The sequence below is a fragment of the Micromonospora sp. DT53 genome, assembly GCF_049841535.1.
Lineage (GTDB): Bacteria > Actinomycetota > Actinomycetes > Mycobacteriales > Micromonosporaceae > Micromonospora.
The window spans coordinates 419857-444153 of record NZ_JBNCKM010000002.1 but is presented as its reverse complement, the minus strand read 5'-3'; the positions used below and the strand labels follow the sequence as shown (position 1 = coordinate 444153).

General features: G+C 72.2%; 21 protein-coding genes. 9 read left to right on the top strand and 12 right to left on the bottom strand.

What is annotated here, in order from left to right:
- The first annotated feature begins 29 nt into the window (after positions 1–29).
- The 5 genes from ACLQ3B_RS07900 (at position 30) to ACLQ3B_RS07880 (ending at position 6177) form a co-directional block, all read left to right on the top strand.
- Positions 30–1328, top strand: coding sequence for an ABC transporter ATP-binding protein (locus tag ACLQ3B_RS07900; RefSeq protein WP_425778732.1), 1299 nt, complete (start codon positions 30–32; stop codon positions 1326–1328).
- Between the two features lie 94 nt (positions 1329–1422).
- Entirely contained in the window at positions 1423–2418 is a 996-nt protein-coding gene (locus tag ACLQ3B_RS07895) for a hypothetical protein (RefSeq protein ID WP_425778730.1), read from the top strand.
- A 63-nt stretch (positions 2419–2481) separates the two neighbouring features.
- Positions 2482–2946: a DUF4442 domain-containing protein gene (locus ACLQ3B_RS07890; RefSeq protein ID WP_425778728.1), complete on the top strand. Its 465-nt coding sequence runs from the start codon at positions 2482–2484 to the stop codon at positions 2944–2946.
- A gap of 58 nt (positions 2947–3004) precedes the next feature.
- Positions 3005–3808: a beta-phosphoglucomutase family hydrolase gene (locus ACLQ3B_RS07885; RefSeq protein ID WP_425778726.1), complete on the top strand. Its 804-nt coding sequence runs from the start codon at positions 3005–3007 to the stop codon at positions 3806–3808.
- Complete coding sequence (locus ACLQ3B_RS07880; RefSeq protein WP_425778724.1) at positions 3805–6177, top strand: glycoside hydrolase family 65 protein; 2373 nt, start codon at positions 3805–3807, stop codon at positions 6175–6177. The genes ACLQ3B_RS07885 and ACLQ3B_RS07880 overlap by 4 nt, the downstream gene beginning before the upstream one ends.
- A gap of 58 nt (positions 6178–6235) precedes the next feature.
- On the opposite strand, the gene ACLQ3B_RS07875 is transcribed toward ACLQ3B_RS07880, so the two are convergent.
- The gene (locus ACLQ3B_RS07875; RefSeq protein WP_124817091.1) at positions 6236–6430 is read right to left on the bottom strand and encodes a hypothetical protein; all 195 of its coding nucleotides are present in this window, start codon (positions 6428–6430) and stop codon (positions 6236–6238) included.
- A gap of 192 nt (positions 6431–6622) precedes the next feature.
- On the opposite strand from ACLQ3B_RS07875, the gene ACLQ3B_RS07870 reads away from it, so the two are divergent.
- Positions 6623–7273, top strand: coding sequence for a dienelactone hydrolase family protein (locus tag ACLQ3B_RS07870; protein ID WP_425778721.1), 651 nt, complete (start codon positions 6623–6625; stop codon positions 7271–7273).
- Here the strand turns inward: ACLQ3B_RS07870 and ACLQ3B_RS07865 are convergent, their stop codons facing one another.
- Entirely contained in the window at positions 7274–8374 is a 1101-nt protein-coding gene (locus ACLQ3B_RS07865) for an AI-2E family transporter (protein ID WP_425778719.1), read from the bottom strand.
- Positions 8375–8502: 128 nt separating this feature from the next.
- Positions 8503–9108, bottom strand: coding sequence for a hemerythrin domain-containing protein (locus tag ACLQ3B_RS07860; RefSeq protein WP_425778717.1), 606 nt, complete (start codon positions 9106–9108; stop codon positions 8503–8505).
- Positions 9109–9280: 172 nt separating this feature from the next.
- Between ACLQ3B_RS07860 and ACLQ3B_RS07855 the strand changes: the two genes are divergently transcribed.
- A complete protein-coding gene (locus tag ACLQ3B_RS07855) occupies positions 9281–10606 on the top strand; it encodes an FUSC family protein (RefSeq protein WP_425778715.1) in 1326 nt (441 codons plus the stop codon).
- A gap of 10 nt (positions 10607–10616) precedes the next feature.
- Here ACLQ3B_RS07855 and ACLQ3B_RS07850 read toward each other — a convergent pair whose 3' ends face one another.
- The 8 genes from ACLQ3B_RS07850 to eccB form a co-directional block, all read right to left on the bottom strand.
- A complete protein-coding gene (locus ACLQ3B_RS07850) occupies positions 10617–11264 on the bottom strand; it encodes a C39 family peptidase (RefSeq protein ID WP_425778713.1) in 648 nt (215 codons plus the stop codon).
- 226 nt (positions 11265–11490) lie between these two features.
- Positions 11491–11898, bottom strand: coding sequence for a pyridoxamine 5'-phosphate oxidase family protein (locus tag ACLQ3B_RS07845; RefSeq protein ID WP_425778711.1), 408 nt, complete (start codon positions 11896–11898; stop codon positions 11491–11493).
- Between the two features lie 31 nt (positions 11899–11929).
- A complete protein-coding gene (locus ACLQ3B_RS07840; RefSeq protein WP_425778709.1) occupies positions 11930–12268 on the bottom strand; it encodes a hypothetical protein in 339 nt (112 codons plus the stop codon).
- Between the two features lie 33 nt (positions 12269–12301).
- Positions 12302–13120: a hypothetical protein gene (locus ACLQ3B_RS07835; RefSeq protein WP_425778708.1), complete on the bottom strand. Its 819-nt coding sequence runs from the start codon at positions 13118–13120 to the stop codon at positions 12302–12304.
- 154 nt (positions 13121–13274) lie between these two features.
- Positions 13275–13649 (bottom strand): hypothetical protein, encoded by a 375-nt coding sequence (locus ACLQ3B_RS07830; protein ID WP_425778706.1) that lies wholly within the window; start codon positions 13647–13649, stop codon positions 13275–13277.
- A 206-nt stretch (positions 13650–13855) separates the two neighbouring features.
- A complete protein-coding gene (locus ACLQ3B_RS07825) occupies positions 13856–15151 on the bottom strand; it encodes a WXG100 family type VII secretion target (RefSeq protein ID WP_425778704.1) in 1296 nt (431 codons plus the stop codon).
- A complete protein-coding gene (locus tag ACLQ3B_RS07820) occupies positions 15144–15554 on the bottom strand; it encodes a hypothetical protein (RefSeq protein WP_425778702.1) in 411 nt (136 codons plus the stop codon). The genes ACLQ3B_RS07825 and ACLQ3B_RS07820 overlap by 8 nt, the downstream gene beginning before the upstream one ends.
- Positions 15555–15600: 46 nt before the next feature.
- The gene (gene eccB, locus ACLQ3B_RS07815; protein WP_425778700.1) at positions 15601–17235 is read right to left on the bottom strand and encodes a type VII secretion protein EccB; all 1635 of its coding nucleotides are present in this window, start codon (positions 17233–17235) and stop codon (positions 15601–15603) included.
- A gap of 161 nt (positions 17236–17396) precedes the next feature.
- On the opposite strand from eccB, the gene ACLQ3B_RS07810 reads away from it, so the two are divergent.
- Complete coding sequence (locus ACLQ3B_RS07810) at positions 17397–18578, top strand: type VII secretion protein EccE (protein ID WP_425778698.1); 1182 nt, start codon at positions 17397–17399, stop codon at positions 18576–18578.
- A gap of 29 nt (positions 18579–18607) precedes the next feature.
- Here ACLQ3B_RS07810 and eccD read toward each other — a convergent pair whose 3' ends face one another.
- Positions 18608–20005 carry a type VII secretion integral membrane protein EccD gene (gene eccD / locus ACLQ3B_RS07805; RefSeq protein WP_425778696.1) on the bottom strand — a complete coding sequence of 466 codons (1398 nt, stop codon included), beginning with the start codon at positions 20003–20005 and terminating at the stop codon, positions 18608–18610.
- A 165-nt stretch (positions 20006–20170) separates the two neighbouring features.
- Here eccD and eccCa point away from each other — a divergent pair, with 165 nt between their 5' ends.
- Positions 20171–24136, top strand: a complete 3966-nt coding sequence (eccCa, locus tag ACLQ3B_RS07800) for a type VII secretion protein EccCa (protein WP_425778694.1) — start codon at positions 20171–20173, stop codon at positions 24134–24136.
- Positions 24137–24297 lie beyond the last annotated feature (161 nt).

The following is a 24297-nucleotide window of genomic DNA, read 5'->3' as shown; positions in this document are numbered from 1 at the left end:
GTTCGGCTGACGCGCTGAGGGGGAAGACGGTGAGCACCGTCACGCTCAAGGATGTGACCAAGATTTTCCGGGATGGCACGGTCGCCGTCGACAGCATCAATCTCGATGTCAACGACGGCGAGTTCATGGTGCTGCTTGGGCCGTCCGGGTGCGGCAAGTCGACAGTGCTGCGAATGATCGCCGGCTTGGAGGACCCGAGCACCGGTGCGGTCATGCTCGACGGGGAGTTGGCGAACGACCTCCCACCACGGGATCGCAAGATCGCCATGGTCTTCCAGGACTTCGCCCTCTACCCGCACATGACCGTCGGCGACAACATCGCGTTTCCGCTGCGGCTGGCCGGGATCGAGCCCGAGCCGAGGGGCGAGCGGGTCAGTGACGTGGCCAGCGCGCTGGGCATCGGTGACGTGCTGGCCCGCAAGCCGGGTCAGCTCTCCGGCGGGCAACGCCAGCGGGTGGCGATGGGCCGGGCGATCGTCCGCCGGCCCGGCCTGTTCCTGATGGACGAGCCGCTGTCCAACCTGGACAGCGGTCTCCGGGCCGAGCTGCGCGCGGAGATCTCGGGCCTGACCCGGGAGTTGGGCGTCACCACCGTCTACGTCACGCACGACCAGGCCGAGGCGCTCACCATGGCCGACCGGGTGGCCATCATGCGCCGCGGCGTGCTCCAGGACGTGGGCACACCAACCCAGGTGTACGGCCGGCCCGCGACGCTCTACGTGGCGGCGTTCCTGGGCAGCCCACGGATGAACCTGCTGGAGGCGTCGGTCTACGTCCACCTCGACCGGTACGTCACCCTCAACCTCGGTGACCAGTCGCTCTACCTGCCCTGGAACGACATTCGCAGTCGGGCGGTGGCGCACTACCACGGTGAGCGGATCGTGGTCGGCATGCGGGCCGAGGCGCTCACCCCGGTCGCACCGGACAGCCCCGGCGACGTGCTGCGCGGGCGGATCCGCTACCTGGAGCACCACGGGCACGAGTCGTTGGCGTTCCTCGACATCGGCGCGACCGCGATCATGGTCGACGAGATGGGCGCGCCGCTCGAACCGCCGCCGGTCGGCCAGCGCGGCCTGCGCCGGTTCGGCTCGGTGATGCAGCGGCTCACCGGCAAGCCGGTGGAGGCGCAGGAGCCCCCGGTCAGCGGCGTCCAGACCAGCGTGCTCCCCGATCCGGGCCGGCACCATCGACGCCCGGCGGAGCTGGCGGTGCGGCTGGCGCCGTACCCGTCGGTCAGCGCCGGTCATCCGCTCGCCGTCTCGGTGCGGATGGACGCGCTGCACTTCTTCGACGAGCGTGGCGACCGGATCGACGTGGGTTGGCGCTGACGACGCGCCGGGGCGGGGTGGCGGGCTCGCCATTCGGTGTCCTACCGTCTGCCCACCCAGTCCACTGTGAAAGACCACCGAGAGGGGTGCACCCGTGTCGGGTGACCGTCCCAGCCCGCTCGTCATCGAGCGCATCCTGCGGGATCGCGAGGGCATCTGGCAGCAGATCGTGGCCGAGCGTGACCTCAACGGCCTGACCGGGCGGATGCTGACCAGCTCTGCCATCGCGTTGGCCTGCTACGGGGCGGTGCTGGGCTTCTTCCACAGCCCGCTGATGGCGCTGACCTCGGCGCTGAAGCTGCCACTGCTGTTCCTGGTCACGCTGGCCATCTGCCTGCCCACGCTCTACCTGTTCAACCTGGTCTTCGGCGCCCGGCTCTCGGTGCGGCAGTCGTTGGCGCTGGTGATGGTGGCGATCACGGTCACCTCGATGCTCGCGGTGGCGTTCGCGCCGATCAGCCTCTTCTTCCTGATCACCGCCAACGACTACGGGTTCTTCAAGCTGCTCAACGTGGCGATCCTGACCCTGTCGGCGCTTGTCGGGTTGCGGTTCCTGACCAGCGGGATGCAGGTGCTCAACGACCACGGCCTGCTCGCGCCGGAGGCCGCCAACGCCAAGGTCGGCGAGCAGGTAGGCGCCCAGGCGCCGGTCCAGGCCGTGCCGGCCGCGGTGCCCGTCGGGGCGACGCCGGCCGCCGCGCCGGCCGCCGGTCAGAGCGCCGAACCGGTCGCCGTGCCGGCCGGAGCGGCGGTGGCCGAGTCGACGCCGAACGGCGCCGTGACGACCGCGCCGGCTCCGGCCCAGGTTCCGACCCAGTGGGCCGGGCAGCCGGCCGGTGCCTCGTTCCCGCCCGGCTATCCCCCGCAACGCCCTTGGGACGGCCGGACCGCCCGACGCGGCGAGCCGACCCAGCGGCCGGCCAGCATGACGCTGCTCTACATCTGGATCCTGCTCTTCGGGTTCGTCGGCACCCAACTGGCCTGGACGCTGCGCCCGTTCTTCGGCGACCCGGGCCAGGACTTCGCCTTCTTCCGCAGCATCGACGGCAACTTCTACGCGGAGATCCTGCGCACCATCGCCAACCTCTGAGCGTGGCCCCGCCAGCGGGAGTCGCTGGTTGCCGGCCTGATTACCGGTGAGTAACGTCAGGCCATGACTATCGACTCCCGCCAGGTGGCGGCCGGGATGCTGGAAGCGGTGCCGTTCGCTCGTACGCTCGGTCTCGAGTTCGTCGAGGTGGCGCCCGAGGCGGAGGGCGGCGTACGGGCAGTCGTCCGGCTGCCCGACTCACCCGCCACCCACAACCACATCGGCGGACCGCACGCCGGCGCCATCTTCACCCTCGGCGAGACGGCCTCCGGCGCTGTCGTGCTGGCCGCCTTCGGGCAGCTGCTCGACCGGGCCGTGCCGCTGGCCGTCCGGGCCGAGATCGCCTACCGGAAACTCGCCATGGGTCCGGTGCTGGCCACCGCGCGACTCGGCCGGCCGGCAGTCGAGGTGATCGAGGAGTTGGAGGCCGGTCAGCGCCCGGAATTCCCGGTCGCGGTGCAGATCGCCACCGAGGACGGCAAATCGACAGCCGAGATGACCGTGATCTGGACACTGCGACCGAACTGAACCGCCTCGGGCGGCGGAAATGGGTTTGCGGGCCCAGCAGGATGGATAGATTCGTACCGTGCTGGGCCTACCTGCTCATGTGACCGCCTGTCTCTTCGATCTGGACGGTGTGCTGACGCAAACCGCCCGCGTACACAACGCCGCCTGGGCGCAGACGTTCGACGAGTTTCTTCGTCAGCGCGCCACGGTCTCCGGCGAGCCGTTCCAACCGTTCGATCCGGGCCCGGACTACAACCGCTACGTCGACGGCCGGCCCCGGGCCGACGGGGTCCGGACGTTCCTCGCCTCCCGCGGGATCGTGCTGCCCGAAGGCAGCCCGGACGACCCGCCGGAGGCCGAGACCGTCAACGGCCTGGGTAACCGCAAGAACGTCCTGCTGCTGCACCGTCTGCGAACCGCAGGCGTCGAGGTCTACCCCGGCTCGGTGCGGTACCTGAAGGCGGCGACCGCCGCCGGGCTCCGCCGAGCCGTGGTCACCGCGAGCGCGAACGGGGGCGAGGTGGTCGCCGCCGCCGGGTTCGAGCCGCTGCTGGAGGCCCGGGTCGACGGGCTGGTCGCCCGCGCCGAAGGGCTGCGCGGCAAACCACACCCCGACACCTTCCTCGCCGGGGCCAGGCTGCTCGGCGTCGACCCGACACAGGCCGCCGTCTTCGAGGACGCGCTCTCCGGAGTGGCCGCCGGTCGCGCCGGCGGCTTCGGTTACGTGGTCGGCGTCGACCGGGTCGGGCAGGCCGACGAGCTGCTCGCCCACGGCGCCGACATCGTGGTGAAGGACCTCGCCGACCTGCTCGACGACGCCGACCCGCCGACACCGACCCGCACCGCGACCGACCCGCTCGCCGCCGAACGAGGCTCCGCATGATCCGCGAGCGCGCCTATCCGGTCGAGCCCTGGCACGTCCGGGAGACCCGGCTGGACATGGACGTGCTGGCCCAGTCCGAGTCGGTCTTCGCGCTCTCCAACGGGCACATCGGCCTGCGCGGCAACCTCGACGAGGGCGAGCCGCACGGCCTGCCCGGCACCTACCTCAACTCGTTCTACGAGTTGCGTCCACTGCCGTACGCGGAGGCGGGCTACGGCTTCCCCGAGTCCGGGCAGACCATCGTCAACGTCACAAACGGCAAACTGATGCGGCTGCTTGTCGACGACGAACCGCTCGACGTGCGCTACGGAGAGCTGCTCGCCCACGAGCGGATCCTCGACCTGCGGGCCGGCACGCTGCACCGGGAGCTGCACTGGCGCTCGCCCGCCGGCCGCGAGGTAAAGGTCCGCAGCACCCGCCTCGTCTCGTTCACCCAGCGGTCGGTGGCCGCGATCAGCTACGAGGTGGAGGCCGTCGACCGCCCGCTGCGGCTGATCGTGCAGTCCGAGTTGGTGGCCAACGAGTCGCTGCCCGCGCAGAGCAAGGACCCCCGCGTCGCGGCGGTCCTGGAGTCGCCGCTGCAGGCCGAGGAGGAGCTGACCACCCCCGACGGCGGCCAGCTGATCCACCGCACCAAGGTCTCCGGTCTGCGGGTCGCCGCGGCCATGGAGCACGAGGTGCACGGCCCGGACCACACCACAATCGAGTCCGAGGGGTACCAGGACTGGGTGCGTACCACCATCGCGTGCGTGCTCAAGCCCGGCGAGAAGCTGCGGGTGGTCAAGTATCTGACGTACAGCTGGTCGAGCCGTCGGTCCCTGCCGGCGCTGCGCGACCAGGTCGGCGCGGCACTGGCCGGCGCCCGGCTCGACGGGTGGGACGGCCTGCACCGGGAGCAGCGCAACTACCTCGACGCGTTCTGGGACGCCTCCGACGTGCTTGTCGATGGCGACCCGGAGGTGCAGCAGGCGGTCCGGTTCGGTCTCTTCCACGTGTTGCAGGCCGGCGCCCGCGCCGAGCAGCGGCCGATCTCGGCGAAGGGGCTGACCGGCCCCGGCTACGACGGCCACGCCTTCTGGGACACCGAGATGTTCGTCCTGCCGGTGCTCACCTACACCCAGCCGAGCGCTGTGCGCAGCGCGTTGCAGTGGCGGCACAGCACGCTGGACTCGGCGCGGGAACGCGCCGAGACGCTCAACCTGCGGGGCGCCGCCTTCCCCTGGCGGACCATCGAGGGCCCGGAATCATCCGGATACTGGCCGGCCGGCACGGCGGCCTTCCACATCGCCGCCGACATCGCCGACGCCGTGCGCCGCTACGTGATGGTCACCGGGGACACCCAGATGGAGCGGGAGATCGGGCTGGAGCTGCTGGTGGAGACCGCCCGGCTGTGGCGCTCCATCGGCCACCACGACCGGCACGGGCAGTTCCACATCGATGGTGTCACCGGCCCGGACGAGTACACCGCAGTGAAGAACGACAACATCTACACCAATCTGATGGCACAGCGGAACCTGCTCGCCGCCGCCGACGTCGTCATGCGTTACCGCGACGAGGCGTTCCACCTCGGGGTCACCGACGAGGAGGCCGCGAGCTGGCGGGACGCCGCCACCTCCATGCACGTGCCGTACGACGAGGAGCTCGAGGTCCACCAGCAGGTGGAGGGCTTCACCCGACTCCAGGAATGGGACTTCACCCACACACCGGCCGAGAAGTACCCGTTGCTGCTGCACTACCCGTACTTCGAGTTGTACCGCAAGCAGGTGGTGAAGCAGGCCGACCTGGTCCTCGCCATGCACTGGCGGGGGGACGCCTTCACGCCCGAGGAGAAGGTGCGCAACTTCCTCTACTACGAGCGCCGCACCGTACGCGACTCGTCGTTGTCGGCCTGCACCCAGTCGGTGCTCGCCGCCGAGGTGGGCCATCCGGAACTCGCGCACACCTACCTGCGTGAGGCCGCCCTCATGGACCTGCACGACCTCAACGAGAACACCCGTGACGGCGTACACATGGCGTCGTTGGCGGGCGCGTGGCTCGCCCTGGTCAGCGGGTTCGGTGGTCTACGGGACCACGACGGCGAGCTGTCCTTCGCCCCCCGGCTCTCCAGCCGACTCAGCCGGTTGGAGTTCTCGCTCCAGTGGCGCGGGCTGGCGCTGCGGGTGGACGTCCGGCCGCACCAGACGACGTACTCGCTGCGCCACGGCGGCCCGGACGACGCGGTGGAGCTGCGCCACCACGACCAGGTGCTGCGGGTGACCTGCGACGAGCCGGTGACGGTGCCGGTGCCGCCGGCCGAGCCGTCCGGCCCGCTGCCCGAGCAGCCACCGGGCCGTTCTCCACTGCTGCGGTTGCCCGAACGCGAACAGTGACGGGCGGGGCGGGAGTTCCCGCCCCGCCCGCCCACGCCTGTCGTTCAGTCCCGGTGGGTCAGACCGGCTCGCCTGTCGACGGACGCCCGATCGCGTCCCGGGGCGTCGCCGCCTTCGGATCGTCGGGCAGCCGGGCCGAAGCGGCCTGGTCCCCGAAATCCTGGTCCCCGAAGTCTTGGTTGCGCTCGGCGTCCTGTTCACGCTGGGCCTGCTCGGTCAGCTGCTGCTGCCGGGAAATCTGCTGCTTGGCCATGGCGATCCTCGCGATCCGTCGGGGCGCGGTTGCGCCGACACGGTCTGCGGTCGTTCGTCGCGTACCCGACGCCCCGACGGGCAAACGCGGCCCGGCGGCGTGCCCACGCGGTCCGGAGTGACGCCGCCGCGGCGTGCGTGCCGGGCGGCGGGCGGGGTACCCGGAGCACCGGCGAGGACGCGGAGGTGGGGTATGGACGAGCAGCGCACGGTGACGATTCCGAGCGGGGACGCCCAGCTCCCCGCCGACCTGACGCTGCCCGCCCAGCCGGTGGGCGTGGTTTTGTTCGCGCACGGCAGCGGCAGTTCCCGGCACAGCCCGCGCAACGTGGCGGTGGCCCGGACGCTTAACGACCGTGGGCTCGCCACGGTGCTGGCGGATCTGCTCACCCCGGCCGAGGACGAGGTGGACGCGCGCACCGCGGAACTGCGCTTCGACATCGGGCTGCTGGCCAGCCGGCTGGCCGGGATCGTCGACTGGCTCGCCGTCGAGCGTCCTGCCGGTGACGTGCCGATCGGCCTGTTCGGGGCCAGTACGGGTGCTGCCGCCGCCCTGGTCGCGGTGACATCCCGAGCCGATCGGGTGGCTGCCGTGGTCAGCCGAGGTGGTCGGCCGGACCTGGCCGGGAACGCGCTGGCCCAGGTGCGTACCCCGACGTTGTTGTTGGTGGGCGGCCTGGACGAAGAGGTGATCACGCTCAACGAACGGGCGCTGGCCGAGTTGGGTGAGGTCGGCGAGCTACGGGTGATCCCCGGCGCCACCCATCTCTTCGAGGAGCCCGGCACCCTTGAGCAGGTCGCCGACCAGGCCGGCACCTGGTTCACCACGCACCTCAGCCGGTGATCAGTCCGCGGGCAGGAGGGCCGAGGCCGCGCGGCGCTGTTGGACGGTGTCGATGACCCGCCAGAGGACGGCGGTGATCGGGACGCTGACGAAGGCGCCAGCGATGCCCGCGATCAGCGTGCCCGCGGTGACCGCCACCAGGATCACCGCTGGATGCAGTCGGACCTGCCGCTTCATGACCAGTGGCTCCAGCAGGTTGCCCTCGATCTGCTGCACGGCGATCACCGCGGCGAGGGTGAGCAGCGCGGTGGTGGGACCCTTCGCGGCCAGCGCCACCAGCACCGCCACGGCACCGGCCACCGTCGCCCCGATGATCGGCACGAACCCGCCGAGGAACGTGATCAATGCCAGCGGCAGGGCGAGTGGCACCCGCAGCACCACGAGAGCCAGCCCGATGCCCAGCGCGTCGATCGCGGCGATGAACATGGTGCCCCTGCTGTACGCGCCCAACGTCTGCCAACCGTTCCGGCCGGCCTCGGCCAGCACGGGCTGGTTCGGGCCGGACACCCGCGACAGCAGCCAGTGCCACATCGACCGGCCGTCCTTGAGCAGGAAGAAGAGCAGCACCAGAGACAGCAGTGCGGAGCCGAACACCTCGGTGGCGGTCCGGGCGCCGGCCACCGGGTCCGGAGAGCTGCCACTGAGCCCCTCCCGGGCCTGGTCGACAAGCTTGTCCAGCTGTGCCTCGCTGACCGGCAGCGTGGACGTCACGAAGTCCCGGCTGCGTTCAACCCCCTGCGTCAGCTCCTGGCTGAGCTGATCGAACTGGCTGGCGGTCAAGTTCCACACCAGCGCGCCGACGCCGACCAGGATGCCGAGCAGCAGAAGGACGGTGCAGAGCGCGGCCAGCGCCGCCGGCAGGCGCAACCGGCGCAACAGAAGCAGGACCGGGTCGAGTAGCGCGGTGAGGAAAATGGTGGCGGCCAGGGCGATGGCCAGCGGCGCCAACAGGACGGCGATCCGGCCCAGCAGGTAGAGACCGGCGGCGATCACCACCAGGCAGGCGCTCCACAACACCGCGGTTCGGACCAGCCAGGGCAGCGCCGCCCAGGTTTGGCGCGGCCCGGGGCCGCCTGTCGGTCCGGGGTCCTCATCGGCCATGTCGGTCCTCCTCGATCTCGACGAGGTCGGTACCCGGTCGGTCGTGCCCCGACACCCGAATCGCCGGCCGCCGCCCGCGCGGATCGTACGTCGGCCGGCGTGACGCGGGTGGATGTTCGCGAATTGGATTAGAACTGTTGCCTGTCGCGTAGCTCGTCCATCGAGGTGGGTCGGCCGCTCAACGCGTCGCGCAGACGGTCGACCAGACCGATGCCGGGGGCGAGCAGCCTGTTCGCCACCGGGTGCTCCGGGCTCCCCGGATGTGGCCGGGTCGGCCCGATCTCCTTGATCGCCGTCACCCTGGCGGCAGCCTCGACCAACTCCTCCCGGGCCGTCGCCGCGCGCAGCCGCGGAAAGAGCTCCTTCTCCTCGTCCGCCACGTGGTGCCGGACGGTGCTGGTCAGCTCGGCGAGCAACTCGTCGAAGCGAGGGTCGGACGGGTCGGCGGACTCCAACTCCTTCATGGTCCGCTCGGCGTCGGCGTGCTCCGCTATCTCGCGGTCGGCGATCTCGTCGCCGTCGGGCAGTGCCTTGCGGGCGATCGGATAGACGTACGCCTCCTCGGCCACCGAATGGCGGACGAGTTCGGCGATCACCACGTCGACGAGGTGCCGGCGGTGCTCGGGGGTGCCCTGCCGGGTCGCCAGCTCGACGAGGACTGCCTCGATCTTGCGATGATCGGAGACCAGGATGTCGACGGCATCGTGGTCGTCGGCGGTTGATGGGTTGGTCATGTCACGGCCCCTTACCGGTTGCGGATCGGTGGGAGGTGTGTGGCTCTGGTACCCCCACGGGGCTGCACAAACCCAAGGGTGCCGATGCGTTCGGTGGTGGCAGTGGTGGTGCCGGTGCCGCTGGGGCCGACCCTGCCGCGATTGCCCTGCCGTCGCCGGGGTAACCGCCCCCATGGCCGACGACCGCCCACCCGCCGACCGTGATCAGTCGCGGCTCGATGAGACCGCCGAGCGGACGGTTCGGCAGGTTCGGCAGGCGCGGCACCGTGGCGGGCAGGCCGGCCGGATCCGGGCCCGGCAGTGGGAGGTCACCCTGGTGATCTCCGTCCAGGCCGGGTTGGCCGCGGCGATCGCCGCCCTGCTCGCCAAGAACCTGCTCGGCCCCGGGTCGCACGTCTTCGCTCCCGCCGCCGCCGTCGGCACGATCGCCACCGCCATCGGCCAGCGCGCCCGGCGCACCTTCGAGCTGCTGGGCGGCGTCGGCCTGGGCATCATCATCGGCGACACGCTGCGCTTCCTGCTGGGCTCGGGCCCGTGGCAGACCGGCACGGTGGTCGCGCTGGCCATCGCCGCCGCGCTGCTGGTGGCCGGAAAGGGTGGTCCGCTTGTCGGTCAGGCCGGCGGTACCGCGGTGCTGATCGCGACGCTGGCCCCGATGGAACGTGGCCTGGAGTTGCCCCGGATCTTCGACGCGCTCGTCGGTGGGGCGGTCGGCCTGGTGGTGGTCGCGCTGTTGCTGCCGATCAACCCGCTGCGAGTGCTGGACCGGGCCGCGGCTCCGATCTTCGCGATCCTCTGCGAGCAACTCGCCGAGCTGGCGCAGGCGATGCGCGAGCGCGACGGCGACCGGACCCTGAAAGTCCTGGAGCGGCTCCGGGGCACCGACGGCGACCTGAGCCGGCTGCACGATGCGCTCAGCGGGGCCGAGGAGGTGGTGACGATCGCTCCGGCGCGCTGGCACCGCCGGCAGCAGTACCACAGGTACGCCCGCAGCGCGGACCACCTGGAGCGGTTGCTGTTGGACACTCGTGCCATGGCCCGCTGGTCGACCACCGCCCTGCAGTACGACGAGCCGATTCCGCCGGAGCTGCCGGACGCGATGGCCCGGTTGGGTCAGGCGGTGGTGGTGATGCGTTCCGAGTGCAAGGTCGGTGACGACCCCCAGCGGACCCGCCGGTTGGTCGAGGAATGCGCCGAGTTGGCCGGGCAGGCCTTCGCGAGCGGGGTCAGCTCGTTCGGTGAATCCCTCGTCACCGGACTGCGCACCGCGGCAAGTGATCTGCTCCGGGCGGCCGGTTCTGAACCCGACGACGCGAATCGGATCGTGCGCCGGGCAACCGGTGCCGGGGAAGCGGAGATCCACCCGCCGGTCCGGCGACACCTGCACCGAGCCCGACCAACGCGGGCTGCCCGTGCCCGTCGACGTGCGCACCTCGCCGCCCGGACCCGTAACGACGGTCGGGCCGGCCTCCCCGCACGGGAGAGGCCGGCCCGGTGAACCGTCAGGGTCAGGAGGAGTAGCCGCGCTCGGCGATCCAGTTGGCGACCTTCGGCAGGCTCATCCAGTACTCGCCCAACGCCGGGTCGGCCGGGTCGGCGACCCGGATCATGTCACCACCGTCGCGGTAGCCGACGAGGGTCAGGTAGTGGCCGCCCTCGTACGAGTGCGGGTTGCCGTCGGTGTCCACGGTCGTGCCCTTGATGTTGGCCACCACCGGCCGTCCCGCGTCGACCGCGGCCAGCACGTCGCGCCGCAGCTGCTCGACCTGGTCGGGGCGGGCCACCGCGTCACGGATCTCGGTGGTCCGGTACTTGCCGCCGGTCAGCTGGTTCAGCACCCGGGTGGTGTCCAGGGCCGAGGGGGTACCCGCCTCGGTGGTGCCGAGCAGTTGGGCCACCTCGTCCTGGGAGAGCGCCTTGCCCTGGGCGGACAACGCGATCCGGGTGGCGGCCGGGCCGCAGTAGTAGAAGTTCGGCTGGGCCTGGTAGTCGACGCCGAGAATCCGTTCGGCGTGGCGGTCGTTCTGGTTCGTCGAGGCCGGGGCGGCCTGCACCGGGGCGGCGGCCTGCGCGGCCACCGCCGGGCCGAGGGCGCAACCGCCGGCGACCAGCAGGCCGACGACGGACAGACCGCTCTTCTGGACGATCGGGTTCATGGTCGAGTCTCCGTTCGGGGGGTTGGCGCCTCCGGCCAGCGGAGGGCGGCAGCACCGGGAATGGCGCTCGGCGCAACACGGGGGCCGACCGTCGGTGGTCTCGGCCCTGGGCGTACCGAGGGCGTAACCGGTCTGCCGCACCGAGAATTCCGCCGGCCGCGGGCACCGGGGGCGTGCGGCAACCATGCCCCGGCCCGAACCGGACATCGGGGACACGCGGGTCAGCTCAGAGGCTCCCCAGCAGCCTGGTCACGGTGATCTCAATGACCACCCGCTCCGGATTCGGGCGCGGTGTCCGATACCGCTCGGCGTAGCGCCGCTCCGCCTCCGCCACGGCGGCCGGATCCGTCCGCAGCACCGCGCGACCCTCGATCGTCAACCAGCGGCGGCCATCCACGTGGCACACGGCCACCGGCGCGCCCGCATCGCCGGCCGCCGCCACCTGACGGGCCTTGCTGGACGCGCCGGAGGTGATGACCCGGGCCAGCCCGGCCGCCGGGTCGAGGGTCACGCCGACCGGTACGACGTGCGGGGTGCCGTCCGCGCGAAGGGTGGTCAGCGTCGCGAGGTGCCGTTCTGCGCAGAAGGCGACAACACGGTCATCGTGCACAGCCAACCGATGATCGCCCGCCATACCCGTCCCCTGTTCGCCGAACCGGCCTCGATCATGGCACGCGGCGCGCCCGGTCCCGATCAGACAGGGCGTCCGGCTGACCGGGCAGCTGCCGACCTGCCGCCCGACGTTTGTGCACCAGCCGGGTCAGGTAGATCAACGCGGCGGCCAGGACCCCCATGTCGTCCAGGTAGATCGGGTCCGGCAGCACGTCGACCGGGAAGATCGTGTAGATCAGCGCCCCGTAGAAGGCCACCTTGCCGCCCGCGCCGAGCCCGGTCAGCATCCGCCGCGTACGCACCACCCGCACCGCCAGCACCACGGCACCGACAAGTGTGGCGAGCGCCAGGATGCCGGCGACCACCACGAGGACCCACGCCTGTCGGGACATGCCGTCACGCTAACCCACCCGACCCCGCGCGGCTCAGAACGCCGGCACCGTCGCACGCCCGCGAGCCGTCACCTTGTTCTCCCGGGTCTGCTCGACGTTCTCCCGGGTCTGCGCGCCCAACGGTCGGGCGACCTCGCTGAGCGGCAGCACCGACGCGGACTCGGCGACCCGTCGTCCGGTCGCGGCGTACGCCTCCTCGCGCAGACTGCGAGCCGCGGCCACCGCCAACTCTGCCGCCCGCCACGCCGCCTGCTCCCGCTCGCGGGCCGCGGCGTGCTTGGCCGCCAGGTTGTCCCGGATCGCCCGCTGGAGCACCAACTCCTGCTCGACCGGGTGCAGTCGCGGGTCCCAACCGTCGCGGTGCGCGAAGACGTCGCTGAGCTGCTCCACCGACAACTCCCGCCGCCAGTACGCATCCAGCGCGGCCCGGTGCAGGTAGCGCTCGCGGTCCGCGTACTCGGCGGGGGTCCGTGCGGTGTGCGGCAGCGGCATCGCGGCCGCCCCGTCCAGCCGCCGCACGCCAGCCTCGGCCGCCTCGTACGCCAGCCAGGCCGTCTCGACCTCCTCCTGCGCGGCCTCCCACTCCGCCCGGCGGCGTCGCACGGTGGTGGTCGCCCGCTCCGCGGCCACCGCGACCTCCTGCGCGTAGCGGCTCTGCTCCCGCTCCTCCTGCGCCTGCTCAAGTTGGCTCGGCATGGCCGCGCGGCGGATCCGGGCGCCCGGGTCGAAGCGGAACCGGCCGGGTCGCAGCAGGAGAGCGGAGACGGCGACGGCGACCACCCCGAGCAGGCTCAGCCAGATGGCGGCGGCCCGGGAGAGGTCGGGCAGGACGGCGGAGAGGATGGTTTGCATGATCAGCACCTCGCGGTCGAAGGCGGGTATCGACGGGCGGCAGGAAGGCGCGGCAGCACCGGTCGGCCCGGTGGCGGGGTCGTCCCGTCGACGGCACACTCAGGTGCCGCACGGGATCAGCCGGGATCGGGCCCCGGGGATCGCCGGGCCTGGCTCAGCGGGCGGGCGGGCCGCGTCGCGTAGGAGTGCCACGGCCGGGATCGATGGCCGGGACGTGCGCCAGGCCCGCCGCGACCGGACCGGTCGCCGTGGCGGTATCGGCCGTGGCGGTGTCGAGCGTGTCAGCCGGCGGGGCGACCGCGGGCTGGCCGGCCCGCGCGACGGCCGGGCCGGCGTCGGGGCGGACACTCGCCACCCGGCTGCTCACGGCACTGGGCCGCAGCTGCGTGGGGACGGGCGGTGGGGTCGCGGCGAGGGCGGCACCGAGGCCGACCGCGAGCACCAGCACGGTGACCGCCAGGCGGGTCAGTTCCCGCAGTGACCGCAGCACAGCCCACCGGGCTGGGCGGGCAAACACTGCGGACGACACCCGACCAACCTATCGCCCGTCCTGGCGTACCGCAGCACGGCGACGGGCCGAGCCGGCGTGACCGCCACCACCACGCGCACTGTGGACGCCGCCGACCGGGGCCCGAGAACGGTGGTGCCCCCGGCCGGACCAGGTCCGATCGGGGGCACCGCGCATCGTCTGGGTGGCACCGCCAGTGGGGCAGGCCCGCCGGCGACCGACAGTGGTCAGTCGCCGGTGCCGAGCACCGGGGGCGCGGGCTTGTCGTCGCCCTGCCACACCATCTCGTCCTCGGTCAACCAGGTCATTCGCTCGTCGGAGTCGTCGTCCTGTGCGCGACCGTGCCCGCCGAGCACCCCGGGACGGCCGCCCCCGGAGCCCGGCCGGGCGTTGCCACCGGTCACGGCCGCGCGCCCACCGCTGCCACCGCGCTGGCCGTCGATGCTGCGCCCGACCCCGCTGGCGGCGCGGCTCTCCGCCGCCGCCGCACCACCGCCGGTCGGCCGAGCCGAGGTGGGGGCCGTGCCACCCGAGCCCGCGAGCGCGCCGCTGCGCAGCACCCCGCCGGCCGGTGCCCCGCCCTGCCCTGCGTACAGCAGGCCGGGGCCGGTGCTCGCCCCGGTGGGCGCGCCGGCCGGCCCGGACAGGCCGGCCAACCCGGCAACACCCCCGCCGACCAACGCGCCGCCGACCAGTTGCTCAGCCCCGGCGAGGGAGGTGCCGCCGCCGACGAGACCGCTGCCAGCGCCGACCGGGCCGGTGACGACGGCCGGGTCGCCACCGGGGCCCGAGCCGACCTCGTCGGGAGTCGCACCATCACCGGGCAGTTGGGCAGCGCGGTCGGGCGTCGAGATGGTCGCGTCACCGGTGCGCGCGGTGTCAGCGCCGGTGTTGGGGCCGCCGGTCACCCGGGCGATGGCCGAGACGCTCTGCGGCTTCGTCGGGTCCTTGCTGGCGGTGGTCGGAGTATCCGGATCCGGCGGGGGCGGGTCGACCACCCGGTCGTAGGCGGAGATGTCGTAGCTGCTGGCCAGATCGGCCACCAGGTTCACCATCCGCTGGTGGGCCTTCTCCTGCTCTGCCTTGTCCTGCTGGTGACCCGCGATGCCCCCGGCGATCAGACCGGTCAGACCGAAGATGGCGCCACCCTTGATCGCACCGCCGATCGCCTTGTCGTTGTCGTCGGTCTCCTCAGGGCTCTCGGCTTCCTTGTGGGCGGCGCGCAGATGGTCGGCCATCATGGTCAACCCCTGCTTGATGCCGGCCATCCCTTCGCCCAACGCGTCGGTGTGGGCGACGATCAGGCTGAGTCGCCGATGGAACTCCCGACCTGCCGAACCCGTCCAGGTGTTGCTGAGCTTGTCGAGGTCGCCGCTCAGATCCCGGCCGAGGCCGTCGAGAATGCCCTTGAGCTCGGCCCACTGGGTGGCCACGCCCTCGACCTGCTCCGGCTTGCCCGCCATCAGACCGTCGTACAGCTGCTGGTGGGTGTTGCCCTGGTAGCGCTGGGTGTATTCAGACACGCCCGTCCTCCTTCGGCTGCAACGCCCGGTCGACAGGGGTCAGCGCGGCGGTGACATCGTCGGCGTTTGCCGCGTTACGCGCCTCGGCGGTGCGGTAGTTGCTCAGGATCGTGCTGGTCGCCTGCTGTGCCGCCAGCACCGCCTGTCGGATCCGTTCGGCCTGGTCGACATAGGACTGGTGGACCTCGCTGTAGCGACGCGCGTTGTCGGTGGCGTCGAGGAACGAGCCCAAGGCCGGAGGCCGGCACTGCATCTCGGTGTTGAGCTTGCGCAGCACCGACTCGGCCTGGCTCAACCGCGACGCCAGGTGCTCGTGGAAGTCCTCAAGGGACAACAGGTCGACTTCCGTACGCCCGGCCATGGCAACATCCCCGTCGTTCTGGTTGACAACCGTCAGCGACATCCAGGTTAGTCCACCCGTGCGACTCCGGGCGACCCGTCGAAGCTGCTCAGCCGTCGGCGTCGGTCGATGCTGTGGACCCCCCGCCGCCGGTGCCGCCGCTCGACGGGGCGCCACTGGCCGGAGTCGACGGTGTCGAGCCCGACGGTGGCGCGGCGGACGACGGCCGGGACGGCGAGCCCGAGGGCGGCGTGGCGGACGGCGAGCCCGAGGGCGGCGCTGCCGACGGTGAGCCCGACCGCGGCGCGCTCGATGGCGCTGCGGTGGGTGCCGGTCCGTCCTGGGCGAAGACGGCGAACGCGTCCTCGCGGTCCAGCGTCGGCCCGGTCGGGATCAGGGCGAGCAGGGAGCCGGGCACCGCCAGCGGAGTGATCCCGCCGTAGCCGAGCACGTCGAGTGTCTCCGCCGAGGCGAGCGGGTACCGGATGCCCTGCGGGCTGATCAGGTAGATCGTCGACCCGGCGGCGCCGGACCCGCTGGTCCCCGCGCCGGGCGAGGCCTGCGCGATGACACCCTTGCCGCCGGGCAGGAGCACCGCTTCGGCGGTGCGTACGGCATCGCGCCTGGTCTGGCGCACCGGCACCAGCCCCGGATCGCTGTCGGTCAGCTCGTCAGGCACCCGGTCGAAGACCTCCATGGTGGTGGTCGGCGGGCCGCCCGCGCTGCCCTTCCGGTACGTCGCGCAGAGCGTCGTCTGACCGGGCTGGGCCGGGTAGAGAGTGGGCATCGTCGGGGGCACTCCCTCCTCCTCGATCCGCCGCTCCTCGAACGCCTCGCTGGCCTGGTTCGGGGTGATGTCGGTGATCCGACCGCCGTTGCTGATCAGGAGCAACGCGGTGATCTCGCTGATCGACACGAGAGCCTCCCGAGTCAGCACGTAGTGCCGCCCGGCCGCCTTGAACACCGAACCGACGTCGTACGACTGCCCGGCCACCTTGCGGCTGCTGGGCTCGCCCTCACCGGCCAGCGACGGCCTACGCAGCGGCGGCCCGGCCGGCACGGCGTTGAGCAGCTGCTGCCCGATCTGGAGTCGGTCGGTGCCGGCCATCCGCAGCGCCGTGATCGTGCGGGACGGGTCGAGCAGCTGGAGCCGGGTGTTGTTGGCGATCAGGTACCGCTGGTCGTCCACCGCGACCAGCACCGCCCGGTCGCCCAGCGGAGTGCCACCGGGCAGCGCGCGGTCGATCACCAGCCGGGTGCTGGACCGCTGCCGGTCGACCGGGTCGGGCACGTCGCAGACCGACCAGGGCAGCCCGGTCAGCGACTTGCGGTCCGGCAGCGCGTCAGGTGCCCCGACGATGCCGACGGTGACGCCGCGGGGCCGGTCCCGCAGCGACGCCTGGGACATCGTCCGCACCTCGGCACTCGCGTCGTTCACGATGAGGCGCGCCGACGTGTAGTTGAGCGTCGGGTGCAGCTTCCCCTCGATGAACACGTACGTCGCGCCGGTCTCCCGTTCGATGACCAGGGTCTTGTCGTCCAGTGGCGCCGCGCCACCGGTCAACTGGCCGTAGGCGCCCACCCCACCGAGCACGATGGCCGCCGTCAGGACGCTGCCGAAGACGGCCATGCCGAGCCGTCGCATCGGCAGGTTTGTGGTCTCCGGATCGCCCGACAGCAAGGCGGAGACGATGCGGCGGGTGACGAAGCGGTACGCCTGCACCTGATCGCGGCGGGTCCGCATGACTTACCTCCGGCGGGGTGTTTCCGCGACGATCAGGTCGAGGTGCCGTCGCGGGCTTCCCTACGATAAGGGGCCGACGGTGGTTCCTTGGGACCACCGCTCGTGGCCGGCACCGGACCGACCCGGCGCAGAGCCGTACCGTGCAGGAGGGACAGTCAGCGATGACGCAGGTTCAGGCGCCACCCGCCCGAGCGGTCACGGACCCTGTCGACGTTTCGGCCCGGCCGGTGCCGCCGGCCGAACGGCCCGGCCGTGGACGGGTCGGTCCCGTGTTGGTCGGGCAGCTCGTCGTGTTGGAGTTGTGCGGGGTCGGGGTCTGGGCCGCCACGGCCGGACCCAGCTGGGTGCTCGCCGCGGTGGGCGCGGCGGCGCTGCTGGTCGTCCTGGCCGCCTTCGCCCGTCGAGGTGGTCGGTGGTGGTTCGAGGACCTGCTGCTGCGCCGACGGCTACGGCGACGCGGCGAGCGGGCGTCGGCCGTGCTGGCCACCGGCATGGCGACCGACCCGCGGTTGGCTGCGCTCGCCCCCGAGTTGAGCGTCATCGAGCTGACCGACCGGGGCACCCGGCTCGGCATCGGGCGCGACGACCAGGGCTGGTTCGCCGCCGTCGCCCTGCAGTCCGCCACCGGTGCGGCGGTCGGCTCCGTCGACGCCTCCGCTGTGGACCGCGCGCTGGGCGTGCTCGCGGACTTCAGCGCCCCGGTCTCCCGGGCTCAGGTCGTCGCGCACACGCTGGTCTGGTACCCGGCGCCCGGTGCTCCGCCGGCGGCACACCGGACCGTCTGGGTGGCGGTGCGGCTCACCGTCCGGGACGCCCGGGTCGAGGCGGTGAGCCGGGGCGGCGGGCTGACCGGCGTGCACCGGACGGTGGCCGCCGGGATCGGCCGGCTCGGCAAGGCGCTGACCTCGGCGGGGTTGTCCCATCGCCCGTTGGGCCGTGAGGAACTACGTGCGGCGATCGTCTCGGCCGCCGGTCTGGACCTGGTGCCGGAAGCGCCGGCGGAGAGCTGGCACGGGTTGCGCGGCGGTGGCTGGACGCACCGCTGCATGACTCTGCGGGGCCGGCCCGACGCGCCACTGGGCCCCCTCGTGGACGCGATCACCGCCACCTCGGCGCCGTCGCACACGGTGGCCGTGAGCGTCTCGGCGGACGGCCGGGTGGCGGCGCCGCTGCTGCGGGTCGCGGCCATGGACAACCACGTCGAGGCCCTGGTCAAGGTGGTGCGCGAGGTCGCGGACCGGGCGGGTGCCTCCACCCGGCCGGTGGACGGCCAACATGCTCCGGGCGTCTACGCCGCCGCCCCGGTCGCGTCGACGCTTGGCGTCTCCACCGGTCCGCGGTAGCGCTGACCGGTGCGGGCGGCGAGGCGCGGTCAGGGTCGGAGGTTGACGATCCAGCCGTAGAGGCCGCAGACCCAGAAGGCGAGTGGCACCAGCGAGATGATGAGCAGGATCTCGGTGATGTCGAGCAGGCGGCCCCAGACCGGCGAGATGCGCTTGCCGGCGACGGTCAGACCGTAGATCAGGCTGATCACGGCGGCGAACATCAGCCCGCCCAGGATCAGGCCGAGCCGGACCGGCAGCGACCCACCGGCGAAGGTGGCCGCGGCGGCCAGGCCCAGACCCGCGGTGCCGGCCAGCAGCACCGGGGTGCGCTGGGCCCGGCCCAGGAGGGGGCGTGCCCGCAGCAGCGCCAGCAGGGCCAGCACCAGGCACAACAACACCGCGGCCAGGCGCCCGTCCAGGGCCAGCACGATCTGTGCGCCGAGCACCAGCAGGGACACCGTCCACAGCAGACCGGTCAGGAACTGGTCGGCGCGTTCACTCTGCTGGAGCACCTGCCGGCCGTCCACCGACTCGCTGTCGGTCTTCAGGTCCTCCGGACCGGTCGGGATCGACGGCACCGGCAGCCGGGCGAGCCGGTAGGCCATCATCGGCAGCGCCGGCACCACGCCGAACGCGACTGCCGCGACCACCGCGGCGGAGGCCGCCGCGTCGAGGTCGAGGACCAGGCAGAGCACCGCGCCCAGGCCGGTCGCGGCCGCGACCCCGATCGCGGCGAAGAAGAGAGGGTACCGGTCGCCGACCGCCAGCACGGCCACCGCCCCGGCCACCATCGCGGCGGTTGCGGCGAGCAGGACGTGTGGACTGGCCAACTGGGTCAGCGACCGATCGCCGGCGAGCAGCAGCAGGCCGCCGGTGGCCGCGTGCACCAGGCCGACCAGGGCCAGCACCGCGCCGATGCCGCTGTCACCTGCGGCCCTGGACAGCACCGCGGCGCCCACCAACAGCGCCACCGCGACCAGCAGCGCGGCCACCGCGCCGGGCAGGTGCGGCGGGCCGGCGAAGAGGGCGGCCAGCGCGCCGGCGCCGAGCGCCGCCGCCGCGAAGATCACCGCGAACGAACGGGTCGCGCCGACCTGCCAGGCGCCGGGGCGCTGGTTGGTCGCGGTCGCCACCGCGTCCACCACGTCGTCGAAGACGATCTCCGGCGCGGCATCCGACCGGGGGTTGAAGTAGAGCACCTCACCGTCCCGGACGCTGAGCTGCGCAGCGGTACGCCCGCCGTCGAGCGGCGCACCGCCCAACCGGGACAGTGCCCAGCCGCCGTGTCGGGCGCCCTCGTCGGCCATGTCCTCGCCGGCGTAGCGCAGCAGGGTGGGGAGCAGATCCGCCATCGGCACGTCCGACGGCAGCGCCAGATCCATCCGGGTACGCGGAGCCACGATGGTGATCCGGCTCAGACCACCGGTCGCCGTCTTCGTCGCCACAGTGGCCTCCAGGTGTGCGTCTGTGATCGGCTGTCTGTGATGCTGCGGTCCGGGTCCACCGCGCACACGGCAGATTACCTACGATGACGGCACGTACGATGCCCACCCGCGGGCGGTGTTCCGCGGCCGCACGTCATCAGGGCCGCTTCTGGGGAGGAGACAGCCGTGAGCACGGTGGTGTTCCGCCGGCTCCCGCGTCAGCCGGGGCCGGCCTTACCGCGCGGCGAGGTGTTGCTGGAGTCACCTCCCGAGCTGCCCGAGCCGACACCCCGCGGGATGGGGCAGCTGCTCATGATCCTGCCGATGTTCTGCGGGGTCGGTGCCATGGCGTTCCTCTACGCCGGCAAGGGCGGCGGCATGATGACCTACGTCGCCGGTGGTCTGTTCGGTGTCTCGATGCTCGGCATGGCGATCGGCTCACTGGCCAACAGCGGTGGCAAGGACAAGGCCGAGCTGAACGCCGATCGCCGCGACTACATGCGCTACCTGGCGCAGATGCGCAAGCGCACCCGGCGTGCCGCCGAGCAGCAGCGGGCCGCAATGGCCTGGCGACACCCGGAGCCCGACGCGCTCTGGTCGATCGCCGCGTCCCGGCGGCTCTGGGAGCGGCGGATCACCGAGGACGACTTCGGCGAGACCCGGATCGCCCTCGGGCCGCAGCGGCTCGCCGTGGAGATCGTCCCACCGGAGACGAAGCCGGTGGAGGACCTGGAGCCGATGAGCGCCATCGCGCTGCGCCGGTTCGTCCGTGCACACTCCACGGTTCCCGAGCTGCCGACGGCGCTGTCGGTGCGCGCGTTCAGCCGGGTGGTGCTGCGCGGCGACCGCGAGCCCGTGCTCGACCTGACCCGGGCGGCGCTGGGGCAGCTGGCCACCTTCCACGCACCTGACGACCTGGTGATCGCGGTGGTCGCCGCCCCCGACCGGCAATCGGCGTGGGGTTGGGTGAAGTGGCTGCCACACGCCCATCACAGCGGTCGTACCGACGCGGCCGGCGCGCGCCGGCTGGTCTTCGCCAGCCTGGCCGAGGCCGAGGCGTCGCTCGCGGCCGAGCTCGCCGGCCGGCCCCGGTTCGCACCGGAGGCCAAGCCGCTGACCACCGCCCCGCACCTGGTCGTGGTGATCGACGGTGGGGAGATCTCACCGACCTGTCAGCTGGTTGGCCCGGGGCTGCTCGGCGCCACCGTGATCGACCTCTCCGGGACGGTGCCGCGCGACGCCGGCCGCTGGCTGCTCTGCCTGGACGTGGGCGACGGTGACTCACTCGACCTGGTGCGGGGCAGCTCGTCGTCGACGCTGGGTCGGCCCGACCGGCTCAGCGCCGAGGCCGCCGAGGGGCTGGCCCGACAGATCGCCCCCTTCCGGCTCTCCCAGCAGCAGACCGGCGGCGACGAGCCGCTGGCCCGCAGCACGGAGCTGCCGGACCTGCTCGGCGTCGGTGACGCCGCGGCGGTGGACGTGCAGAACACCTGGCGTCCGCGTGGTCACCGCGACCGGCTGCGCATCCCACTCGGTGTGGGCCCGGACGGCAACGTGGTCGAGCTCGACTTCAAGGAGTCGGCGCACGAGGGCATGGGTCCGCACGGTCTGGTGATCGGCGCGACCGGGTCCGGCAAGAGCGAGCTGCTGCGTACGGTGGTGGCCGCGTTGGCGGTGACCCACTCGTCGGAGGAACTGAACTTCGTCCTGGTGGACTTCAAGGGCGGCGCGACCTTCGCCTCGCTGGAGGCGCTGCCGCACACCAGCGCGGTGATCACCAACCTGGCCGACGAGCTGCCACTTGTCGACCGGATGCGCGACGCGCTCGCCGGCGAGATGGTGCGTCGGCAGGAGCTGCTGCGGGCGGCCGGCAACTACGTCTCCCGCTTCGAGTACGAGAAGGCGCGTTCGGCCGGTGAGCCGTTGGCTCCGATGCCCAGCTTGTTGATCATCTGTGACGAGTTCAGCGAACTGCTCGCCGCCAAACCGGACTTCATCGACCTGTTCGTGATGATCGGCCGGTTGGGTCGATCCCTCGGCGTGCACCTGCTGCTGGCCAGCCAGCGCCTCGAGGAGGGCAAGCTGCGGGGCCTCGACACGCACCTGTCGTACCGGATCGGTCTGCGCACGTTCTCCGCGGTGGAGAGTCGGATCGTGCTCGGTGTACCGGACGCGTACGAGTTGCCGAACGCGCCGGGCCACGGCTATCTGAAGACGGACACCAGCACCATGCTGCGGTTCCGGGCCGCGTACGTGTCGGGGGCGTATCGGGCGCCGGGGCAGCAGGCGTCCGCCTCGCAGGCGCTTGTGCAGCGGCGGATCGTGCCGTACGGCCTCGACTTCGTTCCGGTGCAGGTCCCGCAGGTGCCGGTGGACACCACCCCGGAGCCGGAGCAGCCGGCCGACGGCAAGGCCGTGGCGATGCTCGACGTGCTGATCGACCAGCTCAAGGGCCGGGGGCGCCCGGCCCACCAGGTGTGGTTGCCGCCGCTGGCCGACCCGCCCGGCCTGGGGGAGTTGCTCGGCCCGCTGGCGGTCGACCCGACCTACGGGCTGTGCACCGCGTCCTGGCCCGGGCGCGGGCGGCTGACCGTCCCGGTCGGCGTCGTGGACCGCCCCTACGAGCAGCGCCGGGACCCGATGATGGTCGAGCTGGCCGGGGCCGGCGGCAACGTGGTCATCGTCGGTCGGTCGCTCAGCGGTAAGAGCACCATGCTGCGTACGCTGCTCGCCTCGCTGGCGCTCACGCACACGCCACGGGAGGTGCAGTTCTTCTGCCTGGACTTCGGCGGGGGCGCGCTGCGCAGCATGGAGCGGTTGCCGCATCTGGCCGGGGTGGCTGGTCGGCGCGACGTCGAGGCGGTCCGCCGAACGGTGGCCGAGGTGGTCGCCGTTCTGGACGACCGGGAGAGTCGTTTCGCCCAGCACGGCATCGACTCGGTGGCGAGCTACCGCCGTCGCCGTGCCGCTGGTGAGTTCGCGGACGACCCGTTCGGCGACGTGTTCCTGGTGGTGGACGGGTGGAACACCCTGCGCCAGGAGTACGAGGAGTTGGAGCAGACCATCACCACGTTGGCGAACCGGGGCCTCGGCTTCGGTGTGCACGTGGTGCTCACCGCCGTGAGGTGGGCGGAGATCCGGATCAACATGCGGGATCTGCTCGGCACCAAGTTGGAGCTGCGCCTCGGTGACGCGTCGGAGTCCGAGATCGACCGCCGCGCGGCGAACAACGTGCCGGAGAAGTCGCCCGGTCGGGGCCTGACCCGCGACAAGCTGCACTTCCTCACGGCCATCTCGCGGATCGACGGTCGTCGCGACATCGAGGATCTGAGCGAGGCCTCGTTGTCCCTGGCCGGGCACGTGGCGGCGAACTGGCCGGGTCGTCCGGCGCCGAAGGTGCGGTTGCTGCCGCGCCGGCTGCCGGTGGCGGAGCTGGCCCGGATCATCGACCGGTCGGCGCCCGGGCTCCCGATCGGTGTCAACGAGTCGGCACTCGCGCCGGTCTACCTGGACCTGACCAACGAGCCGCACCTGACGGTCTTCGGCGACGCGGAGTGCGGCAAGACCAACCTGCTGCGCCTGATCGCCCGGGGGATCACCGAGCGGTACACGCCGGCGCAGGCCCGGCTGGTGATCGCCGACTACCGGCGTGGCCTGCTGGGTGCGGTGGAGGGTGACCACCTGCTCGACTACGCCCCGTCGAACCAGGCGTTCGCCCAGGGGCTCGGGTCGATCCGCAGCGCGCTCAACAACCGACTGCCCGGCCCGGACGTGACCACCGCCCAGCTGCGCGACCGGAGCTGGTGGAAGGGTCCGGATCTGTACATCCTGGTGGACGACTACGACCTGGTGGCCTCCGGTGGCAGCAACCCGCTCAGTGTCCTGCAGGAGCTGTTGCCGCAGGCCCGCGACATCGGTCTGCACCTGATCGTCACGCGTCGGGTCGGCGGTGTGTCCAGGGCGCTCTACGAGCCGGTGCTGCAACGGTTGCGTGAGTTGGACTCGCCGGGCCTGCTGATGTCCGGCAACCGGGAGGAGGGCGCGGTCTTCGGCACGTTGCGACCGAGCCCGCAGCCGCCCGGGCGGGGCACCCTGGTTCGCCGTCGCGATGGCCAGCAGCTGATTCAGACCGCCTGGTCTGAGCCGGCCTGAGCGCGGTCGGTCGTTCGGTAGGCGGTGGTGGGCCTTCTCGGTCCGATTCACCACCATCCATCGAACGTCCCCGGTCAGGGCTGCGAGGGCTGGACAGGTTCCGCTACGGTCTTCACAGGAGTGTCCGTCGGTGGGGTGTTGCTGCCTTGCCGCGGGGGAGG